Here is a 20422-nt window from a genome sequence, read left to right as displayed (position 1 = left end):
TTATTCTACTTATTGTCATTTTGCGAGATTTGTTACTCACGGTGCAAAGATACGAAAAATAATCGGATTTGTTACCCAAAACAAGAACCAATTACGAACCATTAACTATGATAAATTATAAAATCAAATGGTAAAGTAACATATAAATAACAAAAAATATATCATGTCAAACACCTGCTATATGCTGTATATATTAGCATTTACGCGCAATTTCTTATCATTTTGAATGTTGCATGATATTTGACGTTGTATTGGCGTTGCTCGTTTCGACTTGTCGGGCAATGCGAGAGCCTTTATAGCGTGGAACGAGTGACAGAACAGGCTCCGCGCTTTTTCGTATGTATTCAAAACATTAATCAGTCAAACAACACAGAGTGGAGCTGCTGTTCTAATGGAAATGGCATGAGATTAGAAAAGTGGTTTATATCAAACTTAGATGATTCTCAAAGAAAAATCATCGTTCAAAGTATAGACGAAGATATCATAGTACAAGGTGCTGCAGGTAGTGGAAAAACTAATCTTGCTATCCATCGTGCACTACAGGCAAAGAACAAAGGAAGTTACGCCATAGTTATTTTTACTGTGGCTTTGAAAAGAATGATAGCTTATGGAATGCAGGCTCTCGGTTTAGACAAAGAGCGCATTGCATACGAATGGGCTTGGACTCATCGTGGCTTTGACCTGACAGGAGATGTATTTTGGGAAAAAGGCAATAGGAATACCCTCTATCTGGTAAATGACTTAAATGTCAGAAAGTTTGAACGTACCGAAAAGGACAAAACGGCTTATGGAATAGATTTTGCAGATTGGGTGGATTACAAATTTTACTCAGCCTTTGGACGCAGGGTTAGTTGGTTTAAAGAAGTTCCATATCTATCAGGGTTTAGTGTGACTAATACTAATAAGTTCGAGTTGATTCCAAGTGGAACAATTTATAAGCAATCAGAAGATAAAATTGATTATCTTATTATAGATGAGGCTCAAGATTTTAACATCTCAGACTATCAAGGAAGGATAATACCTCATAAGGGGAAGAGTCTTTCTTTATTTGGAGATTCTGTACAACAAATGAATTTTAAAGGAAGTTCAATAGATGAGATTGCTAACACTTTAGTCTACAAACGTCTCTCTTTGGATTACAATTATCGTCTACCAAAGACAATTGCTAAAGTTGCTCAGCAAATTCAAGATGTCAAGGTGGACTTGTTGACAAATAACATGAAAGATGGTGGCAATAGCGACTATCCTAATTATCCAAAACCGATTGTCACGAAATACTCATCTAGAGAGAAAGAATTGGAAGGCATATTAAATCGAATAAAAATGGAAGATTTAGATGATGTCGCAATTCTTGTTCCTGACGAGAGTGATGTACGTGAAGTAAATGATTTTCTGAATCAAAGAGGAGTAAATACACAAGTTCATTATCGAACTGGAAATGTAGTTCCGTTTAGAACTGTCAACACATTGGACTTTTCAAACAATGACCTACCATGCATCCTGACATACTATGCAGCAAAAGGGTCTGAATTTGATAATGTCTTTGTGCCTTTTGCTAATGAGGCGAACACTTGTAAAAGAAATGCTTTTTATGTGGCATGCACTCGTTCTTCACGCAATCTGTATATCTCCTACACAGGAAAGCGAACATCCTTTTTGAAAGATGTTTCAAAGGAAAATATAGTTGAAATTGAAAATAATTAGACCTATGTTTTATTATATAAGTACAAACTCATGGAACTTACTGGAATCTTTCGTTTCAGAAAGTATATCACCATTCTCTTTCTACCAAGTCAGAGGATATGGGAATAATTTGAGCCGTTATTTAGATGGAACAAATGAAAGGGCTAATTATCTAATTTTGTCAACAAAGGAAATTAATGGTGATTATGTCTTGAGAGTCAATGATGAAATTCTAGACAAATCAAATATAGCTCCTGTCAAAAATAGTAAGACTCTATTTACATACAATAAGACAATCTACTACAAAAAGGGAGCTGTTGCTTTTCAGTTCTCTTCAAGAGATTTACTGGAATCTCTTGTTGCAGAATCGCAAATATTGTTTGAAGTAAAATGTATTGAAAAGTACAAGTCTGAATTTATCGTAAAGACGAGCAATGCGTTGCCTATATCCACAGGAAAAATAGCAAACGCCATATCTTTTCAACTTCAAGAATATGTTGCACAAGACTGTATTTATGACAGATTAAAGGGAATGATTGTTGCCTTTACTCGTGCAATGGCGTTTGCAAAAAATCCCCAAGAACAAAAACTAATGTGTATATTGCGTGATTTAAAAAATTCATTTGCTGGATTAAATACACAAGTTATGGTTTCTGAAATCGCTGTTTCAAATGAGAGTAAATATATTTCTCTAATCCAAACAGCTAAAGGGATATATAATGGTACTGTTAAGACAAGGACAAACTTGTTTGATATTCTTATGCAACATTTCTCTGAAATTGTCAAATTGGCAAAGGCTCGTGCAGAAGAAATATCTCAGAATAAACAAGCAAATAGTACAGTCAAAAGAGATTTCTTAATAACACAAAAGGATGCGCTAGAAAGCAAACTTTACAGCATGGAATGTCACGATGGTATTTCTGATTGGATAGAAGAACTTAATTCTATAAAAAAGAAAGAACGTGATAATGGTATCAAAATGGGGAAAAAACGTGAATATTTCAAAAAGGGAACTTGGGAATATGAGCGTAAGAAGTATCTCAAACAAGAAATCAAAAAATACGAAGATGAAAATTACGAATTTAAGTCCATAAAGCAGCAGATCGCAGATATAAAACAACAGATAACGAACATAGAATCAGGTTCATCTATGTATGATACGACTTTAGGAGCTTTGTTTGTCCGTGTTAGTGATATTATGAATGATCTTATCGGTAAAGCAAAAGTATCTGGTGAGGCAAACGGAAACATTGATTACTCTCGTTTCTCGCTAAAGAACTTAACTATAAGCATTGATGTACTGAATTCTGATGAAGAAAAAGTATTTCTTGATATCATAATGAATGAAGCTCTTATGTGCAAACAAAGAGGTTTGTCTGACGAAGTTGTATTGAACCTTATTGTTGAATCAGCCAACAAATATAAGTGCTTAGAATGCTCTAACACAGAAAAAGGTAAGCAAATACTTAGCACTCTTCGGGAATTTTGGTCATACAAGCACAACCAATGCTCATCATTTAGCATTCCCGTCAACTTGGTTGTATTGAAATCCTTGATGGCTTTCTTTATCAAACCTTTTGGTTTTGACCAAATTGACCGATATGCCCAAAATAGAGGCATTGATAGTAAAGAGTATGGATATATGCTCCGAGGGGCATTAATCGGTTATACAGCCTTTCCAAAGACTTTTACCGATGCACTTTATACCAACACGGATATATACATTCCTATGGATGAATATTTAACAGCGATACACAAGCAAGTCGAAACGCAACACCCCTGCGATTGACTTGTACACAACAAAAGGGGTTAAAAGAAATATTTATGGGAGTTTTAAAACTGTCTGTTATAGAAGAGCAGAACAAACAACTCAAAAATAGATTAAGAGTTGTTGGACAAAAAGGACATATTGTTCGCATTAGCAACTGTTATTGTCCTTGTGAGTGTTTCATCAGAGAAGGCGAAGTTACAATGTGCGACGATGTTGCCTCTGCTGGAAGTTGGAACATTGATTAAAGAATCACTAATTAAGGGAGAGCCATTGTTTAACACTTTGGCTTTCCTTATTTTATGCATATGGAAGCTATAGTATTTCAAACTCAAAACGAAAATTATTATTTGTATAGTCCTTTGAAAAAGGCAATATTGCCATTATCAAAGAATATGTACGATATAATTTCAAACGACAGAAATGAAGGAGACGAAACCTTTCGTCAGTTAAAGCAATATGGATATCTTGACAAATATACTTCATCATTTGATAGTTATATAACAGGGAATACTATACAAGGAGTATTGGTAAAACTATCACAAATCATATTTGAGACAACAACACTCTGTAATCTTAGATGCGAATATTGTTGCTATAGCGAAGGATATGATACATTTGATAGCCGAAGAGGTATGTTGGGGAATCTGAAATTTGAAACAGCCAAAGGCATAATTGATTATTTGGCAATTCTTTTTCAGAAAGAACCTCTATCAAATGCACCTAAAGAACCTTTTGCCATTAGTTTCTATGGAGGTGAGCCATTGATGAATTTCGCTGTAGTGCGCCAAATTGTAGAATATGCAGAACGTATAGAATTTCGCAACCGTTCATTGTTTTTTACAATGACAACAAATGCAATGCTTCTATCAAAATATGCAGATTTTTTGTCACGTCACAAATTCAAAATGCTAATTAGTCTTGATGGCAACAAGGAAAACGACTCTTATAGAGTAACTCCTAAAGGGAATCCTTCGTTTGACATCGTAATGATGAACTTGAAGTGTGTTGAGAATTTATATTCAGAATGGTTCGCAACATTTCGCTATAATGCGGTTTTCACAAATAAAAGTGATGTAAGGGAAATTGTTGATTGGTTTAAGATGCAATTTAACACAACGCCGAATTTTAGCCCCCTTCATGTTCCTACAGAGGATGCAAAAGATGGAAACAGAATTCTATCTATGCTTAAAACTTTTGAAATTCCAGAGGATATAGAGTTGGTTCCAAGTTTAATCACTCAAAATCCGCTCTTTAATCGAATTTTGGTTTTTACTACAAGGCTGTTGAACAATTCAGTTAACAAAGAGAGTGAGCTACTCGTAGATGAAAGTATAGAGAATAGCACCTTGCCAACTGGTACATGTATTCCATTTTCAAAACGACTTTTCGTAAGCTATAATGGGAAAATACATCCATGTGAAAAAGTCAATAGGGATTCACCGTTAGGATATATTGATAATAGTGGCTGTGTTCATATTGATTGCAATGAGGTAGCAAATGGATTTATGAAAAGAATCACAGAAGTTTCATCTTTATGCAAGAAATGCTACATGCAATTTTGTTGCACTAAATGTTCTTTTTGTTATAGCAATGGTAAATGTGATGAGTTTACTTCAAAAAGTAAATTCGCAAAACTATTGTCAGATGCTGTATCATACATAGAATCCCATCCTGACATAATAGAAGTGGTTGAAGAAAACATTATAATAAAATGAACAGACTGTACATAATTTTTCCACATTGCTATATCAAGGCAACATCAAAAGAATTGCTCATATATGATACAATAAAGTTTAGTAGCATATATATGAGGAATATTGTCGTCCCATATAAAGCCGTCAATACATTAAATCAGTTCGGTTATATAGATGATTGCGATGACAACAAGACTATTTTGCAAAAAATCGCCAACAACGGAGTCGGATATTTCATACAGCCAAACAAGTCAATGCCTTATTTCCCCAAACGAGGATTACAAATAATGACCTCCTTAAATAAAGAAAACAAAGCTTTAGGGCACAACTTGGCATCATATACAAATATGATGTTGAAATCTATCACTTTTTTACTTAATAATACATTGTCTATAAATCTCAATTCATTTGCTTACAAGCAATTAGAGTATCCAAACGTTAATCATACAGAGATTGACATAGACACAATATTACTGCAACTTATTTCTTTTGACCTGGAAAGAATTGTCTTGTCTGGAGAAATTTCATGTGATAAGTTGGAAAGAATTTTAAATCTTGCCCAAACAAGAAACATACTTGTTGTTTTTAGAGTCCATTACTTGGCTTATCCTATTCAACATATACAAGATATGTTACGCAAGTATAGAACAATAATGGTAGAATTGCTTATCGATTCAGCTACCCCCTTAGATATTATAAACCTAAGAGAAGAAAGGTTAATCCTAAAATATATTGTAACAAATAATTCTGATTTAGACAAGCTTACGGGTGCAAAAGAAAATATAGTATTATGCCCTATATTCTTGGATGAAAAGAATATTACCCTACAGCCACAAATGGTTATAACCAAAGACGAGGTTCTTAAAATCAATCAAAATCTAAAAGACTGTTATTTGAAAGATTACATAAATACATCATACTTTGGTCATATAACAATCAATTATGACGGGATGGTCTATTGTGTAAATCAGCAAATTGAGTCTTTACAAAATCGAGACCTTGCTTGTATTATTAATAATTGGGTTGGTTCACAAGACTGCTATTGGTATTTCACACGAAATAAGAAATTGGAATGTAAGGATTGTGCACTTCAGGTTCTATGCCCTTCCATTTCAATTTATGAGCAACTAAAAATATACAAATGTCCTTGTAGGGTTTAGACTTCACTTTATTATACATGAAGCCTTGTTTTAGCAAAAAACGAGGCTTCATGTATTGTTTAGTCCAAATTCTCAGACGTAATATCTATCGTGTTTTTGGTATATAACTTATCCATACAAACAGAATCCTTTATCTTGATTGAGATTTCTTCTTTTCTTTATAGAATATACCCAATCCTAATTTTTGTGTTCCGTCCCAATTCGTAAGTTGGTCGGCGCAGCCATTGGAGCCACCAAGCGAAACGTATGTATCTGCACTACATGACATATGGTCAACAAAAGCGAGAAAGTTGTCAATGGCTTTATCTGTGAATTGAACTTCATTCGTGGCGAAGAGTTTTGTCCAACTGGTGACACATTCTTGCTTGAAGTCTGTAAAACCTTTCCACGACATACCAGATAAGAAACTTTTTGCTGCCGAATCTATACAGGCTTTAGAGTCCAATCCAATATTATGCTTTACAGCAGATGCCATAATGCCATAGTATATGGAAGCCGATTCTTTCTCGTTGAAGTTGACTCTATCTGTTTTTGCAAAGGATGATAAAGCTTCATGTCCCTCATGGATGAACTTGTCAAGCACTCCTATGTATCGATTTTGCCGAGCCATGCTTTCACGTTTGGCTTCGGCTTCTTGCCGAGCCTTTTCTTTTGCTTCTTTCTCCTTACGTGCTTCCACTCGTCTCCATGCGTCTGTCATTTCAGGCTCTTGCCAAATGGCATTCCAACGAGCCTTCAAATCATTGTACATTTCCATAAGTGTAGTATTATAACTTTTGGCACTGGCGAGTTCTTCCTTCGCACAGACAAGTTGAGTAATCACTCGCTCCACAGCCTTCTCGTCAAGTTGAGAGATGCGTTGTTTGACTTTGTTGTTTTCTGTCTTTAGCGCATCATTCTCGGCACGAAGCAACTTGTTCTCCTCTATCTGCTTATTGAGATTCTGCATATAGTAAGTGTATGTCTTGTTGACAGACTTGCGTACATCTTCATTCTGCTTGTCACGTTCTGCATTAATGGCTGCTACAAGAGCCTTGATTGCAGCGTAGATATTAGCCACACGCTCCTCACGCCATGTCTTTTGTCCTATAAGCGTAGGAATCGGAATGGCAAGTTCTTTCTTTACGGCATTCATCGCTTCTTGAACTGGAGCCTTGATGTTGAGTAAAGGAATGGTCAGTTCCTTCTTGTCGATTGTGGCGAGCACTGCATATTTCTCCACTTTGTCAAGAGCGACTTTCGCCTGACGTTCCGCTTCAAGCACCACCTTGTTCTTATGCTTGCGTCCTCGCTTCTCTTCCTCTGAAAGTTCATCATAGGAGAAGCCTCTTGCCAAGCCATACTTATGCCCTACCTTGTTGTAATAGTCAGTATGCAGTTGGGAAAGGTATTGTGATTTGTCCTTTGCTCGCTCTCCCCACACTTTGGCATAAGAGACCCTTTCAACAACCCCCTTTGCCGCTTCCGATTTTGTGTAGTTGTCACGTTCTTCTTTTGGAAGTGCTCTCCATTCCTTGGTAGAGAGAATCTTTTCTGGATTATCCTTGTGAATGTACTTGCTTCCGATGCGCCCACGTTTCCTTACTTGTTCAACAGGCACGGTCTGCACATGGGCATGGATGCTTGTCTCGTCACAATGCACATCAAAGCCGATGACATTCTCTTCTCCCCATTTCTCACATGCAAAGCGGTATGTGTCCAATGCCCAGTCATAAATGCCTTTTTGCAATACAACCTTGCTGTGGTCAGCATTTGGATCTGACGTATTGAGTTTCTTTTCACCAAAGGCAAGCCTGTTAAGCACATCATGGTCACCACTGAAGATGATGCCGACAGTGCAGTTCGGACTGTTCCTTGAAACTTGGTCGGGACGCTTGGCATCCATATACGGCTTGAAGCCAAGTTCATCAAGTCTCTGCTGCAAGCGTTCATGCAACGGCACTGACTGGAAACCAAGAGGCACTATCTTTCCACCCTTGACTATCTCAAAGTTGAGTCTCTTGCGTGAGTAGTTATAATGGTTGTTCTTGTCTATGTCTGCGTTTTTTAGTTGGTAACGCTTCTCGTCCCAACCTCTGCGTTCCGCCTCGTTGCCCACTTGGGACGAGAACGATTTCTTGTCTGTGCCTACATGAATGGCGGCACGTGGTATGTTTCTTTCCATAAGAATTTCATTTGAGTTTGTAACATTGTTATAGTATGACTGGTGACAGGTCTCGGGCGGAGCCTGAGCATAATAGAAGGACTTTTTAAGTGAACAGCGTTAGCAAGTGAATCTAAAAGTCCCTATTATGTTTAGGACTTTTGTGAAAGTCCGTCACGCAAGCGTGCTCGCAGATCCCTACCCACTCTGCTATGACTCTTCCACCAACACCAACCCAAGGCTGTCTATTAGATGTTGGAGTGGTGGATGTTGCTTTATCAGCCTTTGTAGCGCCATCTGCGGTGTTTCCGCCATCAGTAGGAAGTCTGCAATGTCAAGACCTTTGGTCTTTTGTTCATCGGTGGCATTGTTTTCCAAGATGTTGCTTATGACAACCCTTTTGCAAACAGATTGCAGCAATGGAATTTTTGATTTCCATTTGTCCGTTGCTCCAAGGTCAGGGAATAGAATGATGTCCCGACCTCCCAATACCTTGACAGCGATTTGGTTGAGACAGCCATGCATACCTCCAGTTGCCAGCCAGATGAAATTGGGGATGAAATGGGATGCGATTATGGCGGTTTTTTCACTCTCGACAATAGCGACCGACATTGTGGGATGCTGTGCCAGCAAATGCTCACCAAAGAAACATTGGCACAAGTTGAAATCTGGAAGATGAAGAAAAGCATGCGCCCATCCAACATAAGAACGTGGCTCTTTCACACGATGTCCGTCTTTGGGATTATATAGCATGACCTTGCCAGTCCTCACCTTATCATCCTTGTCAATTTGCCAATAAATGGTTGAGCCTCCCCACTTATAGGATGTTCCGACATGATACATCTTCATCAGCCTTTCTGTCTCTTGTTCACCAAAGACCTTGGAAAGGTACTGGTATAACGGATTGATTCCGTAATGAGACAAGGAACGCTCCATAATAGCGTTGGCGATATAGGAAATAGGCTTTTCTACGACTTTCGGTTGGATATTCCTTCTTGTCGGATATGGCAATTTGTCTTTAGATAGAAAGTCTGGATGCTCACGGAAATAGTTTTTAGGAGTATAGTGATACCCACAACTATGCTCATGGTCGCATTTGCCTACATTGTCAGGGAAGAACACTTCCCCCTCATCATCTATGTATCTTGTGAAACAACGCTTGCGCTCACAATTCGGGCATGTGTAACGATTGCCCAATCTGTATTTCTCCAAGTGAAATCTATACTCGTTCATCATCGTAACTGAAATGAATTATTGGTGAATTTCAGCTTTCAGTTCTTTCATGTTTTCAGTTACGCACTTGTCAACTGAAAAACTGAAACAAATGAATACTGAAAACAGGTCGGTTTATGTTTCAGTTGCCTGTCCTGTTTCGAACTTTACTTTTTCGTAAAATCCTTTCTTTGACTTTGTGATTAGTCCAGACTTCATAAGCTCCTTTATATAGTTCATCACAGTACGGTCTGTAACATGCAGATTCTCCATTCCTGTTTTTATGGCTGTTTTTGTGTCAAAACAGTCTTCCAACAGATACAGCAACTCCTTGGACATAGAATCACAGGTGTCTTCAGCAACAAAGGCTCGGCAGCGTTGATAGCAATTCTCACAGTATTCATTGAGTCGTAATGCTCCTTCTATGGAATCCACATCTATACTTTGCAGATGGCTCTCGCCACAGGCGTATCTTAGAGCTTGGAGCAATAAGGCAATGCGTGCGACGTGGGTATTGTGCTTCATCACCCTCGTTTCAACATCTTCATCGTCCTCTATGGCATTGATGGCATCCACATTTCTGTTCCACCAACCAAAGAAAAGGGAATGTGCGTCCTTGTCCATATAAAGGATATTTGGACAACATTCATTTGTGTCATTACACCTTGCATAGTCAAGTCCAAAGATTTTCCCGATGATGTCAGCCCATTTTCTTGAAGCCTCGCTCTGGCGCACATGGCTGTCTTCCTCATCCAGCCAGTGTGGAACTTTCTTGGATTTGGGATATACAACCAGAATACGGTCAAGAAAACCTGTATCCATGAATTTGGAAGCCATCAGTTCCTTCATTCGTTTGGTCTGTGTTGTACCGATGATGTTGACACATGGCTCTTCTACACGTTGTGGGCGGTCATTCTTGACACGTGTGTTCTCCAAGTGGCATCCGCTCCATATGGAAAGTAGGCGTTCAAGCATGGGATTTTTCCCATACCTGTCAGTATTGGCAAGCAGTCCGAGAATTTCATCATAGTTGATGGCTATGCCACGCAAGTTGTTGTAATGCTCCAATACCAGAGCCTCCAATGTAAAGTCATCCAATGTGACCCTTTTCAGAATAGGCTTCTTCATTTCCTTGCTTCCGCTTTCCTTTGTTGCACATGCAGCCTCATATAGGTCAAGTTCATAGCAAAACTTGTCAAACAGCTTTCGTTCATACTCCCGAATTGGCTTGTATGCAAGCTGTAATGGTGGAGTTTTGCCCATGCCAGGTCTGCCAACCAATATGATATAAAGGGCGGCATTCGTGTCCCAATCCTGCTTAACGTGAATACGATAGGTATTGCCAAGAGCCGCTGATGCTGCCGACAGCATGGACATGGCGACATAATCCACCTTGAAATTGCCGTGCACCACCATGTCTATGATGATGGACTGCATTTTTTGTGGAAATACCTCAAGAGGGAAGCCTGAGTCCGCTAAAGACTCGGCTTCCATGTTGATTTTGTTACAGAGTTCAAGCGCATCCATGACATTACCAGTTTAAGGGTTTCGGCTTGCGCTTGTTTCCTGCAAGAATGGCTGCGTTCTCCTCCTCTGCCGTGAGAGGTACAGGATTCTTGCGGTTAGTCTCCAGCCACTTGTCAAGTTCATCTTGATAAAGGCAGTAACGCTTGCCCGGCTTGGTGGCAGGAATGCTGCCGTTACCAAGTTTCATGTAGAGAGTTGCCATCGGCATTTTCAGGTATGCCGATGCTTCCTCCACACTCATAGGTATGTGCGTGTTCGCCTTGTGTGGCTTGTTCTGTGATTGCAGACCGATGATCATCTGCTTCATGCCCACCACTTCATCCCGAAGCTGGGCAACGACCATTGGAAGGTCGTTGAAAGTTAATTCCTTTGTCATATACAAGTTGTTCTAAAAAACTGGGACAAAGGAACAGAATGATGCTTCCGTTACTGAGGTTCGTGACAGTCATTTGTCATTCACGAAGGAATAACTCTAACAATGGGGATTATTCGGGATTTACCTCCGTCACATTATGGAAATCATATCTACCATTGTCTGGCTCATCAATAGGAATGACATCATTGGAGCATGGTGCTTTCAGGTTCTTCAATGTGCTGTAGTCCAAACCTTCAAACGGTTTGGGAAACAAAGCCTTGATAAAGGCTATTCGCATTGCCATTGTGTAATCACGTTTACCCAAACGTTCTGCGATATTCCACACGAAGTGCCTTAAAGGGATATTCTCAACCGTCTCCTTGAAACGGTTTATTGCTGTCGGGGTATATTTGGTGTCGTTGCTCCATTCCTTGACAGCCTCAATTACCTTGTACAAATCTTACTCATAAAGAAAACGTGACATTGTACGATGCACATAGTCAAGTACGGCTCTCGTTCGCTTTTCCTTTTCCTCCTGCGCTTCTTTTTCTTGTACCTCTACACACTTGGCATAGTCTTCATGGCTGTATTTTACTGGCTCTGTTTGTGGTAAGGTATGCATTGGCTGTTCTGTTACCGACTCTGCTTCTACCACGTTTTTCTTTGTCTTGCCGTTGCTACCAATAGTCATCAATTCATAGGGACAATTCACCATGGAAATGAATATCGCCCAAAGTAGGATGTTGCTTCCAACAAAGATGATTGACTCGACAAACAGACTTTGGTGAAAGTCATTGCCTACATACATCGCCACGACAAGAGAGATGGCGAGAATTGCTGTACCAACAAAAGCGTAGATGGTACAATCTGAAGTTGTCTTGTTTTCTATCATTATCGTATTCGTTTTATTGTTATTCGTTCAAAAACTTCCACAAAGTTAGACGCAGAAGCATGTAAAAACCGCATTTACGTTCTCTGGCACTCTTACTTTTACGCTTTATTAGCGTTCTAATATGATATCATACTCTGAATAATACTTTAAACTGCTCGTTAGTGCCAGTTGCTGCTTATTACTGGCTACAAAGGTAAGGGCAAAGAAAAGGGAAATTTGCAGTTCCTCTTCAATATCAGCAGAAATTGGAATGAATTTGTCGGATTGGTTCTATTCACGACTACAAATAGAACCAACAAAATGAGAAAAGGACTATTGGAACACTATCATTCCAACAGTCCTTTTCTGCGTGTTATTGTCAAATGGTTACTTCTTCAAGGTGATACAGCCAACCGAAGCACGTTTCTGTGCATCGGAAATCTTGGCATACACCTCTGTTGTTGCCACATTCTTGTGACCGAGATAACGCTGCACAACCGCAATACTTGTTCCTGCGTCCAACTGGAGACAGGCAAAGCTGTGGCGTGAGCAATGATAGGAGATATGCTTGGTAATCCCTGCATCTTTCAGCCAGTTCTTCAATGGTGCCTGCGTCATGGAGTCTTTGAAATCGGGGAACACCTTGCCTCGTTTATCCGGTGAATAGCCTATAAGTTCCAAGGCTTCCTCACTGATTGGGTTATGCACGATGTCTTTTGTCTTCTGCATTCGTGTGGTGACATACATCACACCATCGCTGCCGTATGGCTGTATCTCCTCCCAAGTGAGTTTCTTGATGTCGCTCTTTCTCAATGCCGTAAGACAAGAGAACAGGAAGGCTCGCTTCAAGGCAGGAGCAGAGCATGGTGTGGATGCCAAGCGGATAACCTCGTCTTGTGAAAGATGCTCCTTGTCAGTCGGGATTGTCTCGATACGCTCCAAGAAACCGTTCGGGTTCTCCTTTATCTTGCGGTCACGATAGGCAGTGTGGATTGAAGCACGGAAAGTTGACCAGTAGTTGGCAGCTGAGTTGATATGTAGTTTTCTGTTCTTATGCAGTCCCTGTGGTGCTGTCAGCAGATACTCACGAAACCTGTTGCACAAGTCCACGTTTATCTCACCGAAGGTACACTTGCCTTGCGTGAATGTACGAAAGTGCATATAGACGTGCTGCCACTTGGAGTTCTTCTTGTCCGCCAGTTTCTTGAAGTAGGCAAGGAAATCTCCCTTCATTTTCTCCTTGTCGAAGAAGTCGTAACGCTCGTTGACGATAGCCTCGAAGCGACGGCAGCGTATCGCCTCGGCTCTTGCCGTAAGGTTGAGGTTGTACTTCTGTTCCATCTGGTTCTTCGGTTTGGCATAGATGTAGATGCCAAGTGACTCATGGCGGATGACTTTCATCGTGCTCTCGTCACGATAGCCTGGATAATAGTCAAGATAATAGGACAGCATGTGTCCGTCCTTGATTTTGCGTGTACGCAATGATACGGTCTTGCAAATGTTGCTCATAACTGATATGTATTATTGATGATTATTCGTGGTGAAGTGTATCTTCACGGCTACAAAATAACTGAATGATACTTCCGTGACTCCAATTATTTGTAGTCATTGATGGATAATGCTGAAATCATTTGAAATCACAGTCCTTTTGCTGCTCTTTCCGCCATTGCTCGCTCCACATCCGTCTTCAAAAGCAGGTTCTTTACACCCACTTTTACCTTGCTGATATGATGCACTCTTACAATATGGCAGATGTTGGCACTTGTCAGACCATACAATTGCTGCACTTGTTCAGTGGTATAATAGTTGTCATCGCTCATGAGGTCAGTCCTGCGCAATTCTTCAAGATGTTCCTTGGAATAATAGGTACGACCATACTCACGTTTGGTCGGTATCTTATGACGATAGGCGTATGCCCGAAGTGCTGACTTGCTCATGCTAAAGGCTTCCTCTACATCATCAGCGGTCACCCAGTCCGTGATGCTGTTGATGTCAACGGCAGTACCGAAGAACTCATCAATATGCCGTTTGCTGTAATAGTTCTTGCCAGCGATACGGCACATCGGTATCTGGTTGCGCTTGGCAGAGGTGTAGAGCCAAGACTTCTTGACCTTATAAAGGGACATCACTTCCTCACCAGAATAATAGTCAAGCACCTCATTCTCCTCTTTCCCTTTTGTTTGATTCTGTTTTTGTGTTGGCTTTTCTGTTTTTGCCTTCTTACGGGGTTTGCTCTTGCTGGCAGGAATCACACGCTTGTAGGGATTACCCTCAAACATCTTCTCTATATCAGTCTTTCTGACGAATGCCATTCGGCTGCTCAATCTTGATGCCTTCAACTTGCCGTTAGCCACAAGTTTGTAGATATACTGTCGGGTGCATCCCATCAGAATGGCAGCTTTGGAGAAGGTAAGATACTCCTGATGTTGCAGATCCATGATTGGCTCAATACCGTTAATCAAGTCCTGCTGTCTTTTCTTCCTTAGACGTTTTGCCTCTGCCTGACATTCCTCGGAACAGTATTTCTGCATACCGCTTCTTGGCACGAATTTCTTGCCACAAAATTCACATTTTCTTGTCGGTCTCATACTCTTTGATATTGCTATGTTCTACATACTTTGAGTATTCCACCTATGGAATAAACGGAAGTGAACCATTGACAACCTTTGTCAACCCTGTGCACGATATAACGCTTTTTTCCTATCAGCTTCAAATCTGTCCTTCATCGTAACCACTCGTAAACCCTTGTCAACTACGTTCACGATATGACAAAATAAAAGCTCCGCAAATTCTCCACGGTAGAAATACGCTGCAAAAATATGTGGAAAATCGGGAACTGCCAAAAAGCACTCAGAAAGTGTTAAAAATCAAAGAGTATTGAAAATCAATGCTTTATGGTTGGTTAGTCATAGTAAGTTATGGTTAGTTATAAGGCTCTAAATACAACCGGAGAACACCTCTGAACCAATGCTTGTAACACTCTCTGGCATTACCACCTCGGTCAGATTATTACAACCGTAAAATGCGCCAGATTCTATTGTTTCAAGACCGTTGGGCAGATTAAGTTCGGTAATTCCCTCACATCTGCACAAAGCCGAACTGCCTATCGACTTCAGCTGAGGTCCAAACGATACCTTGCGCAACTTTTGGCAAGAATAAAACGCACCATTCGGTACATCAGTAATAAGCGGTAGCGATATCTCACCATTCCACATTTTGCACTCATAAAACGCCTTGTCACCAAGGGTGGTGAGTGAGTTAGGGAGGTTCATGCTCTCTATCGCCTTACAACCATAGAACGCGTTGTTGCCAATGGTGGTGAGGCCCTCTGGCAAACGGAGTGCCTTCAGGTTGTAGCAGCCATTAAAAGCATACTCTTCTATCATCTTGAGGTCGCTCGGAAGGTTATTTACTGCTTCCAGCTTGATACACTTCTCAAACGTATATTTGTCAATCTTTTCAAGCGAGGTGCCAGGAGCAAAGTTTACTTCTTTCACATAAGCTTCGCGGAACGCGCTGGAACCCATCTCCTTAAGCGATTTAGGCAGGTTATAGATTTGCGTATTGCTGTTCAAAAATGCACTATGCTCAATACTGGTGATGCCCTCAGAAAGGGTGAGCGACTTAAAACCAGAAACTCGGAAGATAGAATTGGGCAACATGTCCCAGAGGTGAGGTACAGTGTAGTCGCAGTCGAGGCTTCTACAATTATAAAAGACGCTATGACCTATGCTCTTAAGGTTGGGGGTCTTCATCTCGCCCTCATATTTCCATGCTTCACATCCGCTGAAGGCACTATTGCCAATGGTTTCAATAGACAACGGCATATTCATGGTTGTAAGATAGGCACAATTGTCAAAAGCACTAACACCAATAGAGGTGACATTGTCTGACATCTGCACCGTCTGCAGTCGCCTACAATTATAAAAAGCTTCCCTTGGTATCTCTGTGAGGCTGTTTGGCAGCACTACGTTTACCAGTTTGCTATTTTTAAAACACCTTTCTCCTAACGAGTTGAACCCTTCAGGAAGGGTTAATGTTTCAAGGCCCGCATACTCAAAAGCGGCATCACCTATCTTCTTCATTGTCGAAGGCCAAACGATGGTTTTCAATGCCGAACAGCTTGAAAACCACAGAGATGGAATTTCGGCACACCCCTCTAAAAAGGTTACCTTTTCTAATGCGGTGCAATTGATAAAACCATCCCACAAAAGCGTCTTAGGCAATGTTGCTTCTTTTATCGTTTTGCAGTTTTTCAGATAAATGTTTGCAATCGTATTGGCACCTAAATACTCAATGCTTTCAATAGGCGAATTGCGTTCATAAGAAATAAACGTTTTTGTGAGTCCTGAGTGAAAAATCACCTTTTTCGTTTTTTCCTTAAGGATAATGCTCACCTCCCTTATTGCATACGACTTTTTATCGTTTTCATAAACAAGTCTGGTTGGAAACTCAAGTACTTCAGGAAAATCGTCATTAGCTGAAGTAGCGCAACCCACTTCCCAATAATAAGTCTTGGCGCTCGCATCGTAGCGAAGATATTTAGTGGTTAAATATTTGTCGGGCACTACTGTAGCATGAACACTTAATGCCACAAACAAAAGAACACAAAGAATGGCTAATGCCTTCACTGGTTTGCACCCAGGCAAAGGGTGTAAACGGGAAATGTTGATAGATGGTTGTTTCATAATAGAGTTTAACTAATTGGTTTATAATTTCGTTAAATAACGTTATTCTAATTCGTCGAACTCACGTTATTTTAGTAACACAGGCATGCTTATCGTCAAGACAAGCAGCACCATGAGCCATCTGCAAACCTTGCAGAAAGGAGGAGTAGACTTCTGTTTCGTCACAGGCCGAAGTGACGGGATTCGTGCCTGCACAGCACCGCTATGCGACCGAAGGACTGATGTAAAATTCTTCATATTGTTTCGGTTTTTATTGGTTTATATTGTGATGGAAAATCTCTGTCAGTATCAGGCTGAAACACACAGGTGTCTTCGGTTGCAAATTTACTAAAAAATCACTAAACGTATATAACACTAAAAAGGCTTTGAATAGCACAAAAGAGGCTTTCTGTATAGTACAAAACGTGCATAGGGTGTCGCATTCCCCATGAATGAGGCAATGCGACACCCTATGTGTTGATGTAAACTGAATTTCAGAAAATGATGAACGGCTTACTTGTTGAAAGCATAGTAGAAGCCATCGTTCATTGCCATGCGGAGCTGGTACAAGCCATTCTCGTCGGCAGTGACATTCATCTTTGCGCCACTTGGCAGACAGGCCTGGATGCTGCCGTCCTCATTGAAGCTGAACAGCTCGTGGATGTCGCCGTCCTTGCTGTAAGACCAGCTCTTGTTCTTCTTGTTGAATACGAAGTAAGACTTCTCGCCGTCGGGGTCGGTTATCTCGTAACCATTCTTCAAAGTCTTGACAGCATACATGCGACCGTCCTTGCCCATCACGTCCTTGGTGGTTCCCACCTGTCCGATCACCTTCTCGCCTGTCCAGAACTCGATGGAGTTGAGCACGAAGAGGTCGGCTACAGAGCATACAGCATAGGCTGGAGAGATGAGGATAAAGATAAGCTCATTGACAAACTTGTTGTCTGTAGCTCGCTTGTTCCAGCTGAGAACTGAGTTGGTAAGGCCGAAAGAGCCGATGCATGAACTGAGAGTCAAGGCACCCACTGTGACTGCGATGACTGATTTGGTGAATGTTTTCTTCATCTTGTTAAAAAATTAATGTATGTTGATAATTGATTATAGTGTTTCCGGTTCTTGAAAAACCCTAAAACTTGAAATGCCGTTTCAGCCAGCGGCTCATCATCTCGTAGGCACTCTCTTCCTCCTGATGCTGAGGCTCGGCAAAGGTGAGATGCTCGCCAGAGGCATCACCATGCTGGTCGGGGAAGATAATCATCAGATTGGTGCCGGAGAAGAAACGGGTCAACTCTTCGGGCAGACGCTCAAGGGCAGCCTTGTGAGAGACGGTTCCCTTGCGGGCTGTTACCACCACAAACATGTGGTCGGGAGCTATCTGCGAGGCTATCTGGGGCATCTCGTTCCAATGGGTCATGAGCGTATAGTCGGAACGGACCTCGGGATAGCGGTTCTTGATAAACTCGTTGATGAGCGAAAGAGCCTCCATACGGCCATGGAATTGTATGCGGCAGTCGAGGTTGCGTGCCATGCGCGACAGACGTTCTACCCAGCGGTAGAAGCCTGGCTCAAACTCTGCTCTCGAAGGAACAGCCACCTGTATGCGGCGTATGGTGTTGAGCGGCTGGCGGATGCGTGCCATGATGATCTGGCGGCTGAGTCCATTGAACAGACTCTGATGGAACTCGCCCCAGAACTTAGGTGAGCGCTCCGGATGCATGTGCATGCCGATGATGATCTCGGAACACTGAAACTCGTTGAAGGCGTGCTTGATGCCATTGGCGATGTTGGCAGCTATTCTGACCTGGGTCTGCGTGAGCACATCGGTGGCTGCTGCTATCTGGCTGCAATGTTCGAGCAGTCGCTTGCCTTGCTCCTGGTTGTAGCGCATGTCTTTGTCCTCATACACCACATTGAGACAAACCAAACCGCGGTTCAGCTTCTGGTTTCTCACCAAGAAGGCGAGGCTCATCAGGTTGTCGGCATATTCGGGATAGCGCACGGGGATGAGTATCTTCTCGTCGTTGGCGCTCTTCTCGTCTTCAGCCTCCGGCAGCTCCTTGTCTCTTAGTACTATCATGCGCGAAGACCAGTCGGTAAGCAGCGAGGAGATGATACAGGTGCACAGTATCATGATCACCACACCGTTGAGCATGTCGTCGTCGACAAGATAGGTGTTTTTGCCTATAAGAATGTTCATTCCCACCATCACCATGGCGATACTGCCGGCAGCATGGGCTGAGGTAAGACCGAACATCATGTGACCCGAAGACAGGGGCAGGCGGAAGCCAAAGCAGGCAGCATAGGCGGCAATGGCCTTGCCCAGGGTGCCAAAGAACACGATGCACAGCACCACCCAGAGAATATGACCGCCCTGGAAGAGCAGTCCCACATTGATCAGCATGCCCACTCCTATCAGGAAGTAGGGAATGAAGAGGGCGTTGCCGATAAACTCGAGCCGGTTCATCAGTGGCGACACATGAGGTATATACCTATTTAATATAAGGCCCGCAAAAAAGGCACCAAAGACTCCCTCGATGCCTACCATCTGCGAGAGGGCGGCACTCATGAAGAGCATGGCCATGACAAAGATAAACTGCATCACGGCATCGCTGTATCGGCGAAGAAACCATCGGGTGAGACGGGGTATGAGGAATATCATCACACTGCAATAGGCGGCAAACTTGGCTGCAAAGAGTACCCAGAAGAGTACGCCGTCGTGTTCGGTGAACGAAGCCACCAGACCCGCCAGCATCACTAAGGCGATGAGCAGGGAGATCATGCTCGACCCCACACTCAGCGTGACGCTCGGCTTCTGTTGCAGTCCGTAACGCGACACGATGGGGTAGGCGATGAGCGTATTCGAGGCCATGATACAGCTCAGCAGGAATGAGGCTTTGGTGGAATAGTCCAAGAGTGTGACGCTCATCCAATAGGTGAGTCCGAAAGGAATAAAGCACGTCAGCAGACCATAAGTGAGCAGTCTCGACTTCGTCTTCTTCATACCCTCCATGTCCATCTCGAGGGCAGCCAGAAACATGATGTAGTACAGACCAACCTTGCCAAACAACTCAAAGGAAGAGTCGCGCTCCAGGATGTTGAGCCCGTATTTGCCTATGAGCACTCCTGCCAATACCATACCGATGATGTGTGGAATGCGGAGCTTACCCATGATGATAGGCGCAAAGAGGATGATGATCATCACGACGAAGAAGATCAGCGTAGGGTCGGTTATCGGGAAATATTGTGCAATGTTCAGCATAGGCATTCTGTTTTTCGGGAGAGTTCTCAAGCATCAGCTGCATCACTCTTCCTATAATATGGGTGCAAAAATAATAATAA

Annotated in this window: 16 protein-coding genes; 4 read left to right on the top strand and 12 right to left on the bottom strand. The window is 41.8% G+C overall.

Annotation, left to right across the window (positions count from 1 at the left end; translation table 11 throughout):
- Positions 1 to 402 precede the first annotated feature (402 nt).
- From P3T48_RS03575 to P3T48_RS03560, 4 genes are all read left to right on the top strand, one after another.
- Positions 403 to 1704, top strand: a complete 1302-nt coding sequence (locus tag P3T48_RS03575; RefSeq protein ID WP_181986398.1) for an ATP-binding domain-containing protein — start codon at positions 403 to 405, stop codon at positions 1702 to 1704.
- Between the two features lie 4 nt (positions 1705 to 1708).
- Positions 1709 to 3472, top strand: coding sequence for a lantibiotic ABC transporter (locus tag P3T48_RS03570; protein ID WP_276505680.1), 1764 nt, complete (start codon positions 1709 to 1711; stop codon positions 3470 to 3472).
- 287 nt (positions 3473 to 3759) lie between these two features.
- Positions 3760 to 5169, top strand: a complete 1410-nt coding sequence (locus P3T48_RS03565) for a radical SAM peptide maturase (protein ID WP_276505679.1) — start codon at positions 3760 to 3762, stop codon at positions 5167 to 5169.
- Positions 5166 to 6308 (top strand): hypothetical protein, encoded by a 1143-nt coding sequence (locus P3T48_RS03560; RefSeq protein WP_276505678.1) that lies wholly within the window; start codon positions 5166 to 5168, stop codon positions 6306 to 6308. The genes P3T48_RS03565 and P3T48_RS03560 overlap by 4 nt, the downstream gene beginning before the upstream one ends.
- A 130-nt stretch (positions 6309 to 6438) precedes the next feature.
- On the opposite strand, the gene mobV is transcribed toward P3T48_RS03560, so the two are convergent.
- From mobV to P3T48_RS03500, 12 genes are all read right to left on the bottom strand, one after another.
- Positions 6439 to 8472 (bottom strand): MobV family relaxase, encoded by a 2034-nt coding sequence (mobV, locus tag P3T48_RS03555; RefSeq protein WP_276505677.1) that lies wholly within the window; start codon positions 8470 to 8472, stop codon positions 6439 to 6441.
- Positions 8473 to 8661: 189 nt separating this feature from the next.
- Positions 8662 to 9684 (bottom strand): DUF6371 domain-containing protein, encoded by a 1023-nt coding sequence (locus P3T48_RS03550; protein ID WP_276505676.1) that lies wholly within the window; start codon positions 9682 to 9684, stop codon positions 8662 to 8664.
- Between the two features lie 114 nt (positions 9685 to 9798).
- Positions 9799 to 11190 (bottom strand): DUF3987 domain-containing protein, encoded by a 1392-nt coding sequence (locus tag P3T48_RS03545; protein WP_276505675.1) that lies wholly within the window; start codon positions 11188 to 11190, stop codon positions 9799 to 9801.
- Between the two features lie 4 nt (positions 11191 to 11194).
- Positions 11195 to 11566: a helix-turn-helix domain-containing protein gene (locus tag P3T48_RS03540; RefSeq protein ID WP_044074742.1), complete on the bottom strand. Its 372-nt coding sequence runs from the start codon at positions 11564 to 11566 to the stop codon at positions 11195 to 11197.
- 109 nt (positions 11567 to 11675) lie between these two features.
- Positions 11676 to 12002, bottom strand: coding sequence for a hypothetical protein (locus tag P3T48_RS03535; protein WP_276505674.1), 327 nt, complete (start codon positions 12000 to 12002; stop codon positions 11676 to 11678).
- A 3-nt stretch (positions 12003 to 12005) separates the two neighbouring features.
- Complete coding sequence (locus P3T48_RS03530) at positions 12006 to 12437, bottom strand: hypothetical protein (RefSeq protein ID WP_276505673.1); 432 nt, start codon at positions 12435 to 12437, stop codon at positions 12006 to 12008.
- A gap of 366 nt (positions 12438 to 12803) precedes the next feature.
- Positions 12804 to 13925 (bottom strand): site-specific integrase, encoded by a 1122-nt coding sequence (locus tag P3T48_RS03525; RefSeq protein WP_195530203.1) that lies wholly within the window; start codon positions 13923 to 13925, stop codon positions 12804 to 12806.
- A 128-nt stretch (positions 13926 to 14053) separates the two neighbouring features.
- A complete protein-coding gene (locus P3T48_RS03520; RefSeq protein ID WP_276505672.1) occupies positions 14054 to 15004 on the bottom strand; it encodes a MerR family transcriptional regulator in 951 nt (316 codons plus the stop codon).
- Positions 15005 to 15352: 348 nt separating this feature from the next.
- Positions 15353 to 17104, bottom strand: a complete 1752-nt coding sequence (locus P3T48_RS03515) for a leucine-rich repeat domain-containing protein (protein ID WP_276505671.1) — start codon at positions 17102 to 17104, stop codon at positions 15353 to 15355.
- 66 nt (positions 17105 to 17170) lie between these two features.
- On the bottom strand, positions 17171 to 17341 hold the full coding sequence (locus P3T48_RS03510; protein WP_276505670.1) for a hypothetical protein: 171 nt from the start codon (positions 17339 to 17341) through the stop codon (positions 17171 to 17173).
- A 255-nt stretch (positions 17342 to 17596) separates the two neighbouring features.
- Positions 17597 to 18148: a DUF3332 domain-containing protein gene (locus P3T48_RS03505; protein WP_276505669.1), complete on the bottom strand. Its 552-nt coding sequence runs from the start codon at positions 18146 to 18148 to the stop codon at positions 17597 to 17599.
- A 61-nt stretch (positions 18149 to 18209) separates the two neighbouring features.
- Complete coding sequence (locus tag P3T48_RS03500) at positions 18210 to 20342, bottom strand: cation:proton antiporter (RefSeq protein ID WP_276505758.1); 2133 nt, start codon at positions 20340 to 20342, stop codon at positions 18210 to 18212.
- Positions 20343 to 20422 lie beyond the last annotated feature (80 nt).

Source organism: Segatella intestinalis (assembly GCF_029348455.1).
GTDB lineage: Bacteria > Bacteroidota > Bacteroidia > Bacteroidales > Bacteroidaceae > Prevotella.
This window is presented reverse-complemented; position numbering and strand designations above follow the sequence as displayed.